The organism is Dyadobacter koreensis, from assembly GCF_900108855.1.
GTDB classification, from domain to species: Bacteria; Bacteroidota; Bacteroidia; order Cytophagales; family Spirosomataceae; genus Dyadobacter; species Dyadobacter koreensis.
Genome location: NZ_FNXY01000013.1, coordinates 1 through 14,565, shown reverse-complemented (window position 1 = coordinate 14,565; position 14,565 = coordinate 1). Strand labels below are relative to the sequence as shown.

Genomic DNA, 14,565 nt, shown 5'->3' with positions numbered 1-14,565 from the left:
GTTTAATGAATATTAAGATTAGTGCCAACCTGGTAGCTTTCTGCCAGCCTTTGATGCCCTTTATAGTCTGTTATTATGACTTTCTTTACATCTTTGGCCATTGTGAGAAAACGGCCGGATTGCGATAGGAATGAGGATCCATAAGTAAATTCCTGTTTCAGAATTTTTCCGTTTTTGTAATGTATCTGGGCGCTCATATCTGTCGGTTCTAAGAGGATATTTTTGACATTGCGTTTCAATTCAAAAGCCTTAACTATGTCTCGATTCTGGCTACTAAACATCATATAGCGTCCCTGGCTGCTTCGTAATTTAACCAGCGCCTTTCCGTTGCCCGGAATATAAAGGCCACTTTGCAGAATCGACTGAGGATTAAAACTGCCCTTGCCATCGCCTAGTAATACCAAACCGTTCAGCGCATCGTACCGGCCTATAGAAACGTCAGTGCCATAATCGTTGCCCGTTATTGCTACATCCAGATTGCCATCCCCGTCATAGTCTTCGACTACCATACCGTTCAGGATGGATATTTGCGCCTGTTTCGGAAGAGGAATCAGTGTGAATTTTCCGTTGCCATCATTTCGCAGAAAACAGGATTGCAGCATGTTCGCTTTCATGCGAATGGCACCCTTTCGCTGTTCGACAGAGAGCAGCTCCTCCATCGTCGTTAAAGCAAAAGATCGGAAGTTGCCGTACTTCTTTTTGAAAATGTTCATTTGCTTGATCAAATCCTCCCGACCGTGCATGGGAAACTCCTTAAGTTCTCTGTTCTGGTCGGGTAGGAAGAGCGACGGAATAGCCGAGTAATTGCCGCTATTGTCAAAATCTTTGGCCGTTACGTACACCGGATACTGATCACTCGCCTTAAACAATGTGTTCAGGCCCGCATTACCCACGATATAATCCATCCGGCCCGTGTGCCTAAAATCACCTGCTACAATACTATTCCACCAGCCTGGTTTGTCACCAACACCGGTTTTTTCGGTAACGGAATTAAATCGACCATGCTTATTCTTAAAAAATGTAATGGGCATCCATTCGCCGACCAAAATTAAATCCGGCCAGGTATCGTTATCAAAATCAGTGACTATGGCGTCGCAAACCAAGCCAATATGTTTCAACGCAGGCGCTATCTCATCTGTAACGTCCGTAAATTTGGTATATCCATCCTTGCTGTCGTTTCGGAGCATAACGCTGGACACTGGTTTTGGATAATTCCAGGGTTCGACCCGACCAGAAACAAATAAATCCAATTTCCCATCGCGGTTGAAATCGAAGGCACGAACACAAAATTTGCTAATTAAATTACTGGGTAAGGCGTTCGAAGTTTCGGCAAAATTTCCCTTACCATCATTCATGTAGAGTTTGTCCTGATAACCGGGCGAGTTAGGTGCATTTTTGTATCCCCCGCGGGCAATGTACAGATCTAATGCAGAATCGCCATTGGCATCAAAAAGCAGAAGACCTTCGTCTTTGTAATCACCTTGAACATGTTGTTGCGGCACAGCATTTCGCTGTATGAATTTCCCGTTTCGCCCCTGTAAAAAAATTTGGGCGGGATCGTGCGCATTCCCTCCGATTACCAGATCATCCGTACCATTGCCATCTACATCGCCAACTGCCAGTCCTGGACTATATTCTGATAATTTATGCGGCAGAAGTTTTTGAATGTTAAAGTCGATGAAGTCAAATTCTTTATGCCGGTATGTCAAACCAATTTCTTTTGTTACATCGGTGAACAGCGCGTTAATGGCAAGTTTTGGCACTGACCAACCATAGTTTACTAAGGCATTTTTGCTGGACACAGTTAATCGCTGATCGGCTTTGACATTTTGCAGGATCTGCTTTTTCCCATTGGGCCATTTAATGACAACAGAATCAATGTCTACAACTTTGCCCAGACCAAAATGAGCAATCAATTGGTTTGTAGACAGATAGCCACGATAAGGCGTATGTTCATACACCTGCTGTTTATTTCCGGCGTAGTAAATAGATACAAATGTACCCAAACCAGCAACGTTCAGGCTATCGCCCACTATTGCCAGTTGCAGATAATGTGCGTTTTCCTTATCCCGTTCGCGGGCGTTATTTTTATAAATAAACGCTTTATCGTTGATGTTGTTTATGACGATATCCAGCGCACCGTCGTTATCCAAATCGGCGTAAACCGCACCATTGGAAAACGTCGGCTTGTCAAAACCCCAATCCGAGGTAACATCCCGGAAGGTAAGATCACCCGTATTTTGATAGGCATAATTGTGAATTTTGACGACCGGTATCTGGGCTAAAATATCCGATTTTGTGGTCGTTTCGTTGGGATGATCCCGGTATGCGATGAAATCATGATCAGTAACGTCTTTCGGATAGCCATTTGTAACGATCAAATCCCGGAAACCATCGTTATTAAAATCAGTCAGTAAGGGCGTCCAGCTCCAGTCGGTCTGGGCTATGCCGCTCATAAAACTGATTTCGCTGAAGGCTGGGCTACCAATTGAATCTTTTGGCCCAACGCGCGGCCCCTGATTGAGTTGTAGTGTATTCCGGACGTATTGATACTGATATCCGTATAAATCAAAATTGAGATAACTGGCATAATTGTTGGCCATCATCATCATTTTCTTGCGGTAATTGTCTTCCGGATTCATGTCCAGCTCCACCAGATCAGCTAATCCATCATTGTTAATGTCACCAATGTCTTGTCCCATTGCGTTGAGTGAAGTGTGTTTGAAATACGCACGGGAGCGGTCGGTAAAAGTTCCGTTCTGGTTGTTGATGTAGAGAATATTACTGGACAGAAAATCATTCGCAACAGATATATCTTTCCAGCCATCCTGATTCAGATCAACCACTGTTGCCGTGTGTCCAAAGCCATCCAGGGACATGCCGGACTGCAACGATACGTCGCTGTAACGGGCATGTTTAAGCTTAGCATCCCACTCGTTACGAAATAAACGCCCCATACTGCGCCGGCCTTCAAAACGGATTAATCCAAACTGATTTGGATTTTGTTCTGGCGAGGCTTCATTAACCGTAAGGTACATATCCAGATCGCCATCGTTGTCATAGTCAAAAAAGTTCGCCATTGTTGACTGCACATGGATGTCTACGCCATATTCAGCGGCCAGTTCCTTAAAAACCGGAATGCCGTCATTTGTTTCCTTTTGATTAACATACAGTAAGTTACGACGCTGCAGCGAATCTTTTGAAAGGGTATTACAGACATAAATATCTTCCCACCCGTCATTATTGATATCAACAATAGCCACCCCTCTTCCCCATCGGCCCTTGCCATCGACACCGGCTTTTTCGGTTACGTCGCTAAATTCAAATGCTGCTCCCTGCGCTCCTTTATTCAGGTATAACCGACTTGAAACCCGGTTGCCTACGAAGTAAATATCCGGCCAGCCATCATTATTAAAATCGCCGATTCCCACGCCCCCGCCGTTATAAATATTGACCATATCCAGTGGGTTAACCGAGTCATTTTCAACGATAAGATTATTAAATTCAATGCCCGACTTTGACGATGAAATGGCCTCAAATAACGTATCGTCTTTGCAGGATGCCAGAATAAATACCAAATAAATGACGTAGTAAAATTTCATGACTATGTTAATTCAACATCGAATTATAATTGTGACCAACCACCCTGTATTGGATTTAACCCACTTCCCGAAAGCATGCAGCTGCCGTGAGGTGGGTTAAATAAAAAGACAAAATGGATCAGTACCCTGGGTTTTGTACGAGCTTTTCGTTGGTCGCAATTTGTTTTTGCGGGATCGGCATTAAGTCTTTTCCGGGCGGCACTGCAATAGCATACCGTTCTTTCACATAGTTGGCTTGCTCACCTGACCGACGTAATAGAAACCAGAGCGAGAATTCACCCGCCAGCTCATGCCGGTATTCTTCCAGTAGAATCTTCATAACGTCTGTTCCGGCGGCAGCGCCAAGACCAGCGCGTTTACGAATTTGTCCGTTAATGATGGCCAATGAACCGGCAGCATTACCGCTTTTGAACAGGGCTTCGGCTTTACTCAGCAGCACCTGCCCGTAACGCATCAGAATCAGGTTTTGACCGCTGAAAATATAAGCGGGATTACCTGAATTACCCGTCGCAGCAGGGTCACGCCAGGTTTTCGCGCCATAGTAGCCCGACCGTAGTCCGTCGGATCCTTTCCACGGTTTCGCTACGGTTCCCAACGTGTTCATGCCAGGGTAGTTTTGTTTTACCAATGGATAATCGCTAATCCTGATTGCCGGACTGGGATGAACATCGCCGGGACCAAGGACGGTTGATAACTTCCGTGTGTCACCCGCTTCAAACGAATCATACAGTCTTTTATCTGCGAAGGAGTATCCAAACTGCGACACTTCTTCCGGCATTCCAAAGGTTGCCAGCCAGTGGGAGTCGTTTGCATGGCCCCACGTCATATCGCTGCCGGCAATGTACTGAATCTCAAAAATTGACTCTTTACCGTTTTGATTATTGAACTCATGAATGTTGACGAACTTATCTTCCAGCTGGTATTTACTGGTTAACTGCTCATACGTAGCGGCAGCCTCGGCATATTTCTTCAACCACATCTGCGCATCACCAAGGTATGCTAAGGCTGCTCCTTTGGTAGCCCTGCCAATATCCGCAGCGGCCAGATCCTGCCGCCAGGGCAGTAAGTCAGCGGCTGCTTTCATATCCGCGGCCACAGCGGTGAACACTTCATCCTGCGTATTCCGGGGATGACGACCGTCGTCTGTAACGGTCTGCAACTCCAGTGGAACGCCACCAAAATTAGATGCCAGATAATAGTAAAAAACACCTCTTAAAAATAATGTCTCACCCGTTAGCCGATTAGCCAGCGAGTCCGAAATTACCTTATTGGTTTTCATATTTTCAATAATCGGAATGGCCGAGTTAGCGCGTGCAACGCCCTGGTACGCTCTCGACCAGAAAATATTCAGTGCGTCAAAACCGGTGGGCACTTCATACGTTTCAAAGAACGTATCGGCTCCAAAATTTTTGAAATCCTGTGAAAGGAAATTGGCCTGATACCACAAAGCTTTCAGCGTAAAATCAACGTCGTGGAATGTATCATAAATACCTGTTACAAGGGCAATCCCGTCCGCAGGTTTTTTAAACAGCGCGTCTTCGGTGATGCCCTGTGTATTTTTTTGTTCCAGGAACGATTCCTTACAGCTCATCGGCAACAGTACCACGGCCAGAAAACCGATCAGACCTATTGTTTTATATAATTTCATAGTCCGTTTTGTATTTTGATATAAATTAAAACTGCACATTGAGGCCTAGTGTAAAGAAGCGTGAGGTTGGGTAATTGCCCACATCAACACCTTTCACCGTCGCGCTCGTGCTGCCATTGTTCGGATCGCTAACCTGCCCGATTTCAGGATCTAAGCCTGTGTATTTGGTGAACGTAACCAGATTCTGCCCGCTTACATATACCCTAACCCGACTAGACGTAATTTTGCGTACCAATGCAGCTGGCAGTGTGTAGCCGATTTGCAGGTTCCGCAAGCGCAGGAAAGAGCCGTCTTCGACATAGGCATCCGACACCCGCGTGTTCCCGCTCTTATCATCCCGAACAGCACGCGCGTAGGTTGTTGAGCGATTGGATTCCGTCCAGCGATTCTGATAAAACTCTTCGCTGACGTTCTCTACGCCTACGCCGCCATTGGTGGCCAGACTTTGCAGATTCCGTTTCGCATAGTTCAGAATGTCATTCCCGACAGATGCATACCAGAACATGGAAACGTCGAACTGTCCATAGGAGCCATCAAAGTTTAGACCTCCAAAGAATTTCGGTATCGGGCTGCCAATGATCACCCGGTCGTCGTCGGTAATACGACCATCTCCGTTAATATCGACAAAGCGCCGGTCGCCGGGCGCGGTAGAGGATGCCTGATAAAAAGTACCAGCGCCATTTTTTGCAGCTGCAGCTGCATTGAGGGCATTGATTTCATCCTGCGCCTGAAAGATTCCCGCTGATTTGAAGCCGTAAAAGGCACCCACTTGCCCGCCGACCTGTGATTGGGTAAACGTTGTCCAGAGATTACCGCCAAAGGTCGGAAAACCCAGATCGGAGAAGTTACCGACTGAGGTGAGCCCGTCGGCAAAGCTTAGAATCTTATTGCTAACCGTCGTGACGTTTGCATTAATACCCCATTTAAAAGGTTTACTCGATTCACGGTATTCCAGCCCCAATTCCAGACCACTATTGCGAATGCTACCCACGTTCCGGGTGGCTGTACTAAAACCCGTCTGGCTAGGCACGTTTACGTTCAGCAGAAAACCGCTCGATGAGCGCACGTAATAATCAGCTGTGAAATTGATACGGCCACTAAGGAAAGATGCGTCAAGACCAATGTTCGACTGCGTCTGGTTTTCCCAGGTTAAATTCGGATTCGGCAATGCACTCAGGACAAGGCCATCGTAATACGTTTTCGTTTGTCCAAACACATAACCCCGATTGTCGTTGCGGCTGCTTCCTGAGCTATAGATGCCCTGGTACTGAAACAGACCGATATTCTGGTTGCCCGCTTTCCCCCAGCTACCGCGTAACTTTAAGTCAGTCACCTCATTCACTGACGCAAGGAAAGGTTCATCTTTCAGACGCCACGCTACCGACAGAGACGGGAATACGCCGTACTTATTACCCGGGCCAAAACGTGACGAGCCATCCCGCCGTACCGTACCGGTAATGATGTAGCGATCACGCAACTTATAACTCAAACGGCCAAACTGGGAGGCTAGCGACCAGGTCTGCTGATTACCATATGGGGTTACGGTCTGAATGGACCCTACGTTGCGCAGTTCGTCGCTGATTAGTCCGGAGCCGCTGGCACCACTCTGGCGGTACCTATTTTCCTGGGCTGATACCCCGCCCACAAAATCAATCGAATGGATGCCAAATGTTTTGCTATACGCGATTGTGTTTTCCCACAACCACTCAGCCGTGTTGCTGGCATTCTGAGAATAAAAGGCCAGTGGCGGTGTTAGCAACCGGTCATTTGTCGGCGTGAAATAATAACCCGATCCGTCACTGGTGTTCCAGCCAAAGTTTGTTTTCAGACGCAAACCAGTAACAGGCGTAATTTCCAGATAAGTTGTGGTCAAAAGGTTATTGGACTCCTGCTCGCGATCGGTGGTTTCCAGATCAGCAATGACATTGGTACTTCCGGAAACCGCCGTGGCACCTTTGGTATAGTAGCCATAATTCCCATTGGCATCTTTTACCTGGTTTGTCAACGGGTTCCCCGTCATTGTAGATACAAGTTTGGTCAGGTTACCAACACCATTCTGACCGGAACCAAAACCAACGAAACCACCCGTGCGGGTATACTTCATGCTGGTTGAGACTTTGATCCATTTGGCAGGCGTGTAATCCAGGTTTAGACTACCGTTATAACGCTTAAAATTCGAAAATTTAATTGTTCCGCGCTGATCAAAATAGCCCAGAGAAAGGGAGGTCTGCACCTTGTCGCTGCCACCGCGTAAGGCCAAGTTATAGTTTTGCCGGTAGCCCGTTTGGTACACTTCTTTTTGCCAGTCAATGTTCCTTAATGTCGATGGATTGCGCCATTCCGGTAAAATCGGATAGGACTCTTTGTCAGCGATCTCCGTGGCAAACGAAGCAAAATCCTGAGCATTCAGAACCTTATATAATTCGGGAATCGCCTGCACCGATCCGTAGGCATCAAATGACACCTGCAATGCGCCTTGCTTGCCGCGCTTGGTTGTCACGATAACGACCCCGTTGGAAGCTCGGTTGCCATAAATGGCCGTTGCCGACGCATCTTTAAGGATTTCCATCGACGCAATATCATTGGGATTTAAAGTATTGAGACCGCCGGAGATAGGATAGCCATCCACAACGTAGAGGGGTGAATTGTCACCAAACGTACCTGTTCCGCGAATTTGAACGGAAACACCACCACCCGGAGAGCCGTCGTTATTCGTCACCTGAACTCCTGGTGAACGGCCCTGAAGTGCCTGATCCAAGGTAGTAACCGGTACTTTTTCAATCTGCGCCGCACTCACTGAGCTGATGGCTCCGGTAATGTCTTTCCGCTGCTGAGTACCATAACCAACTACGACAACTTCATTCAGGGCTTTGGTGTCCGGAACCAAATCGACATCAATCACCGACTTTGTACCCACCGCAATATCCTGACTGGTATAACCGACGCTACTGAATACCAGCGTTGCGTTGTTATCCCTAACGGTAATTGTATACGTACCATCCGCATTAGATACCGTACCGCTCGTGGTGCCTTTGATGGTAATGTTGGTGCCTGGTACAGCACTGGTCCCCTGGCTTTCGGTTACCTTACCCGTAATCTGCCGGTCCTGGGCAATGGCTGTGCAAACAGTGAGCACGACCAGAAAAAGTGAACCAAACGTCAGCGTTTTGTACTGATTGATTCTGTCAAATAATACAGTTTCTTTCATATTTAGATTTAGAATTGATTTGGTAAGAATTGATAAGAATTAACCCTTACCCCAACGGATGCATCGGTTGAGGAAAGGGTTACGGTTTAATAATTTTTACGGTTGAAGACTCGTTTAGCGTATTGACACGCAGTAAATAAATGCCGGTGCTTTTGCCCAAAGGGATTAACTGACGCTCTGTAACGCTGGCCATGTCTACCTTTTTTTCAAATACAGTTGTACCGTTTACTGTTGTCAGCGACATCCACACCTCAGCTCCCGCGGCACCCCGAATTTCCACCTGCGCATCTTCTCCAACCACAGGATTTCCCAGAACTAAAACCTGTAAGGAAGTGGTTTTTTCTTCAGTGGCCATACGTGCGCTGCTAAGCACAGCCGGTTCAGTTCCAAATATCAATTGACCTTTGTAATAGATTGTCACATGGCTGTTTGTATCCATTGCTGCCGCTGGCTTGTATGAATAGTCATTGCTCTCGTTAAATTTGGACCAGTCTGCCTTGGCAATCCGATATTGAATATTGCCGGTATTGCTTGCCGGGTATAGCATGCCCGCTGTTGGCTTAACCTTTAGCTGCAAATAAGTATCGCTATTGCTTCGAATTCCTTTGCGTAAAAATTGACCTGTCACGTTGGCGTTGCCTAGCTTGGCGTAGTCGGTGAAAAAATTCAGAACCTGGGTGCCTTCGGCCGTAAACCAGTAGCATACCGATAGATCACCGTAGGAAATGGGTACATTACCCTCATTTACAATACTCATAAATGTACTGATCGAGCTGTTACTTGTTGCAATGTTCCGGTTCTGGGTTAATGCTTTCAGTTTCACGACCGGCGGAACCACATCGGGCTCAATACCCCAAACCAATTCCGGTACACCGTCAGAACCAGTTCGGTATAATGTGATGCGGTTGTTAAGGGTAAAATTCGTTGCTGCCTGATAGGAATAGTCGTCTGTTTCGCTCAGATTTGTATAATCGCTGTTGACAAACCGTGATTGGATTACGCCTGAATTGCCGACCTGCAGATTTCCGGCGGAAGGCTCAAAGCTGTATTCAAGATATCCAGTGGCGCCGTTACGTGGATTGGGCAAGGCCACATATCTGGTTTTGATTTTATTTCCGCCTAGTTGGGCATAATCAATAGAGGCATTAATTCCCGCGTAATTTTCGGCCGTGAACCAATACCGGACCGTAAGCTCACTATATGGAACTGGCGTTGATCCTTCATTCACGAGCATCAAATTTGGCCGGATCACGGAGTTGTTGGCATTGCCTTTGTCGGCATCCTGGTACTGCACTTTTAGCGTAGCAAGTGGCCGCCAGTTCGGAAGCTCATCCCGCGTAATCACATCCTTATCGTTATAAACCGCTATCAATCGGTCAACCGGCTGTTTTTTGATGTAATCCGTTCCGGTCCACACTGCAAACCAGGACCACCAGGTAGCAAATCCACGAACTTTGTCAGGGTTTGGTAAATTACCCGTTTCGGTTAATGCAATCAGTTTTTTGCCGTTGAACAGGTTTTGCGCATTAGACCAGTTGCCACTCAGGTTGGCCGTTGGGTCCGTATAAATATCTTCGCCAACGACATCCACATATTGATCGCCAGGGTACCAGTCGGGATTGATCGTATCGGTACCCGTATATACCCAGATCAAATTATGCAACTGATGGTAATTGGTTAATCGATTGTACATCAATCGCCATAGTTCCTTGAACGGGCCCGCTCCTTTCGCTCCCCACCAGAACCAGCCGCCCGGAGCTTCGTGCAGCGGACGCCAAAGAACGGGTACGTCAGCCGCCTGAAATTTTTTGAGCTGCAGGGCAATGGCGTCAATGTCACTAAGCAACAGTTGATAACGGGTGCCATTTTTATCTGCCAGGGCAGCCGCCAGATCGAAGGTGGTAGCCTCGGTATAAAATCCCCGCCACCAGAGTTGATCAGGTGCCTGATTGATCAGATCGGTCGGCGCATTCCAGTGCCACAGCAGACTAATAATTCCACGGCCTTCGCCTTTCTTGGCCCAGTCAATTATGGCTTCGCTGCTGCGCATGGGTGAAGTGCCGAACTGAACCCGGCTGGGCGAATAATCCATCAGGTCGAACGATCCAATAGCAGGTTCTTTACCCGTTTTTTCTAAAACATATTCGACATCATCCTGCTGGCCTGACAATACTTTACTGCCGTATTGATCAACCAGATATGAAAACAATCCTTTTGTTGACAACGTAGCCTGCGCATCGACCAGAATTTTTGAAGGCTTATTGGGTAGGGAGGCTGTTGTTGGAATCAGTTGAATGTAGTCAATATCGAAGTAACCCCAGCCTCTGTAGATGGTAATGGTATTTAGTCCGGCGGTCAACAGAAATTTCCCGGTGCCAGAGCTGCTAAATCCTCCCTGCGTCTGTTTTAACGTGCTACTTCCCTTTTCATCATTTACCTGAAAGTCAACCCCTTTGTCGCCACTGGGCGATGCGTAGCCGATGGATAAATCATATAACCCCGCGGTAGCATTAAATGTAATACTTACCTGATCTGTCGCATTGTCGAAGCCCGTTACGTAGCCAGTTCCCGAAAATCCGGGATTAGCTCCTGACACATCCACGCCTATAAGATCGCCCGCTTCGGCTTCGGCCCGCCCATTGATCAGTGGGACAACCGTGGGTGGTTTGACCGATGCTGGCGTCAGCACAATGAAATCGATGCCATAGTAGCCCCAGTTCTTGTGAATCGTAATTGAGTTCTGTCCGCTGAGCAGTTGAAACGAACCTATTATGGCGGCTCCAAAATTCGTACTGGTTAATTTTAAATCGTGTTCGGTGCTGGCACCGTTCACTGTCAGCCGGGTCTTTTTATCCCCGTAAGGTGAGTAGTAGCCAATGGTAAGCTGATAACTACCTGCCGGAGCTGAAAAGGTGAAAACCATGTTATCGCCCCCGTTGCTGTCGTCATCAAACCCCCAGGCATACCCCGTGCCGGAATACCCAGGTTGGTCATTCACAATCTGCACACCGTTAAGAGCGACACCTTGAGTAGCTTCGGCTTCCAGTTTAATTGGATCAGCCCCAAACATCGTTGTACTATTGCTTAACAAAGCAATCAGAATAAGAGTGAGAATCGCTGTCAGCTTTCGAATTTTCGACATAAAATTTTTGGTAAAACTGTTTGTATAATATTTGAAGGTAAAATTGGAAGTAGAAAGAATGTAATTTTATCCAGCAAAAATAGGACGATCTACATAGAGATGAATTAAGGAAAACCCTACTTTTTCAAAACTTAGGGAAAACCCCAGAGAAGGGGGCAACATTCAATTCCTGCTATGAGACTTAAAAAAGATAGTACCCTACGATGATGTGCACGACTAGGATAATTTCGAATTTATCAGATGCTGTAAGATGGTTTACTGTTTTTTTGCCATTTTGATGTGCACACCTGTGTTAGGCCAACTGGCTAAATAGAATATTCTGTTTGGTCAACCAATCGCCCTGAAGATAGGCGTGGCTGGGCGAAGAGGTCAATCGGAACACCAGAAAATTAGCAAGCGGTTTCCCATCCAGCCGTTATTGGGGTAAATTTTAGCAGACTACCCTTCCACTGCATGCCATTTTTCGGATTAATTCAGCTTACTTCTTCTGCTTTTTGCAGCTTTTGCATGGGCAACGAAATCATAACTGATGTTCCTTTTCCAATTTCGCCTTGCCACATGACGTGCCCGCCAAGGTAAGCAATACGAGACTTAATGTTAGCAATACCATTTCCTTTCGATAGCAGATTATCAAAATCAGCCCCCACGCCATTGTCATCTACACTAATAAGGGTGGTTTCTGCATTGACCATAAGCTGGACCATCACTACTTGAGCGTGGGCGTGTTTCAGCGCATTATTTAACAACTCTTGCACTACACGGTAGATCATCACGGACGCTTCATCACCCAAAGCTGGAATTTCGCCGTAGTGGTCTAATATCATATTTGTTTTATTAACCAGATTTAGTTTTTGTACCAGATCTTCAAGTGCCGGAATGAGACCAAAAGTTGACAGTGCATAGGGACGAAGATCATTTGAGATCAGCCGGGTTTCAGTGCAGGCTTCATCCAGAAACTGGGTCAAGGGTTCCCTGACGGATGAAGGCAATTCTTTTTGATGTGCTTCGATAAATAGTTTAATTCGCGACAGTTGAATCCCTAAACCATCATGCAGATCACGGGCAATCCGACTCCGTTCGCCTTCTTGACCTTCAATCATGGCACGGAGCGATTTAAGCTCCAAATCCCGAATTTGTTGCTGGGCGATGACTGTGTGCTGATGATCAATTAATTTTTGCTGGCGTCTCAAATATACAAGTGCAAACACGCTTAAAATACTGATGATCAGCCCAACAAATAACACAGAATTTATTACGTTTTGATTTCGACTTTGTTCTTCAACCAGTTGTTTTTCAACAGCCAGCGTTTTAATCTGGCTATCCAGTTCCTGCAAACGGATACTTTTTGTTTGTTCGGATGCGTAAAACTGGACCGTAAAATCGAGCATTCTTAATGACCATTCGTATGCATTTTTATAGTCGCCCATACGGGAGTAGCTATCCGCTGTGTGCCGCGACAATTCCCGCATCATGCCCAGACTATTTTCAGCCTTCGATAAGTCGTAGCTCTTCTGGTAGGCTTCAATAGCAGCCAGACTATGATTTCTAAACTGCTCAACCAGGCCGAGGTAAAAGTGATTCAACGCAATTAACCAGTTAACTTTTAACCGATTTGATATGATCAGACTTCGACTGGCAAAATAGTACGCAGAATCGGGCTGCTTGGCTCGAGAGTAAGCATTAGCCAGCAGATTAAGTGCATATGCCCGAGAATAAGGTTGTTTGTACTCTATGCAAAGCCTCTCTGTTTCGCGCAGGTGGGTTTTTAAACTGGGTGGCATAGGTTCAACATGTTGAGCGATATTGTCAAAACCCAATCGGCACTCGATAACTTTGGGCATGTTTTGAGTTTGCTCAAAATACTGCTGCGCTTTTTTCAGATATTGTTTGGCATAAGCCTGCATGAAAGAGTCCTGGGTGTAATAGTCTCCTATCACCAAATACTGATTATAATACCCCAGTGAGTCGCCCACCAGGCTGTAGTATTTCAGGCTACTGAAATAGGAGTCTATCGTATATTTATTGTATCCGTAATGCCGATGGTATAGCCTGCCTAAAAAATCGTAAGCCTGTGCAGCCTTTCTGTAATGCTGATCCTGAACCAACAGTTTAATCTGTTTTTTCAGGCTATCAACAGAGGTCGTGTCCGACTGCGCCTTAACAGATTGAAAACCGTCTGTTAGGATAACTAAGAAAAGAAGAATGATCCACCAACCAGATCGAGGAGAACAAAATTTCATGGACAATACGTGTAATGACAAAATAGAACTAATCAATCATTTGCATTTCCATAGCCGTCTTTATCAGTAGAGCTGTATTAGGAACACCGAACTTCATGAGCAGACTGCTTCTGTGGAATTCGATTGCTTTTGCGCTCACAAACAACTGAGTGGCCATCTGTTGCGTAGTCAATCCCTGTGCAATGCGGTTTAGCACTTCCGATTCACGAGGACTAAGGTTTGGCTTTAAGCCTGTACCGGTTATTGACCTTCTGGCTCTTGGGCTATCGTTCAGTAGAATTTGCGTAATCGATTCGTTAAAATAATGCTTATCGTGGTGAACTGCCTGGATAGCCTGTAATAGCTCTGCTTTGGTAGTATTTTTTAACAAATAACCCTTAGTGTGATCGGTAAATAACAATGCACCACGATTGGTAAATAAGAGTGCACCATAATTGGTAACAAGAATGCACCAGATAGAAAGCTTTGGGGGCATGCCCCCAAAGCTTTCTACACCTAAATTGCCGGCTTACCAACCCTGGCATTTATGAATGTGTATTTAGCCAAATTTATGACTTATTTCGAAATCCACCGAATGCACCGTGAAGGTCTGTCCGTCCGGCACATCAGCAGTTACCTGGTACTGAACCGGCGCACGGTTATCAAGTATCTTAACATGAGCGAACAGGAGTACGAGTCTTTTTTGATCCAGCAGGCGGATCGTAAAAAGATCCTACTTCCGTATG

At 46.2% G+C, this 14,565-nt stretch carries 7 protein-coding genes; 1 reads left to right on the top strand and 6 read right to left on the bottom strand.

The window, feature by feature from the left end; genetic code table 11:
• Positions 1–2: 2 nt before the first annotated feature.
• From BMY70_RS30275 to BMY70_RS30250, 6 genes are all read right to left on the bottom strand, one after another.
• Positions 3–3,602, bottom strand: a complete 3,600-nt coding sequence (locus BMY70_RS30275) for a VCBS repeat-containing protein (protein ID WP_090342384.1) — start codon at positions 3,600–3,602, stop codon at positions 3–5.
• A 118-nt stretch (positions 3,603–3,720) separates the two neighbouring features.
• Entirely contained in the window at positions 3,721–5,250 is a 1,530-nt protein-coding gene (locus BMY70_RS30270; protein WP_177197169.1) for a RagB/SusD family nutrient uptake outer membrane protein, read from the bottom strand.
• A 25-nt stretch (positions 5,251–5,275) separates the two neighbouring features.
• The gene (locus BMY70_RS30265) at positions 5,276–8,458 is read right to left on the bottom strand and encodes a SusC/RagA family TonB-linked outer membrane protein (protein WP_090342377.1); all 3,183 of its coding nucleotides are present in this window, start codon (positions 8,456–8,458) and stop codon (positions 5,276–5,278) included.
• A 79-nt stretch (positions 8,459–8,537) separates the two neighbouring features.
• On the bottom strand, positions 8,538–11,600 hold the full coding sequence (locus BMY70_RS30260; protein ID WP_090342371.1) for a glycosyl hydrolase: 3,063 nt from the start codon (positions 11,598–11,600) through the stop codon (positions 8,538–8,540).
• 473 nt (positions 11,601–12,073) lie between these two features.
• A complete protein-coding gene (locus BMY70_RS30255) occupies positions 12,074–13,840 on the bottom strand; it encodes a sensor histidine kinase (protein WP_090342368.1) in 1,767 nt (588 codons plus the stop codon).
• Positions 13,841–13,868: 28 nt separating this feature from the next.
• On the bottom strand, positions 13,869–14,315 hold the full coding sequence (locus BMY70_RS30250) for a helix-turn-helix transcriptional regulator (protein WP_090342364.1): 447 nt from the start codon (positions 14,313–14,315) through the stop codon (positions 13,869–13,871).
• Positions 14,316–14,366: 51 nt separating this feature from the next.
• Here BMY70_RS30250 and BMY70_RS30245 point away from each other — a divergent pair.
• The coding region (locus BMY70_RS30245; RefSeq protein ID WP_218148693.1) for a hypothetical protein at positions 14,367–14,565 on the top strand (199 nt) is incomplete at its 3' end.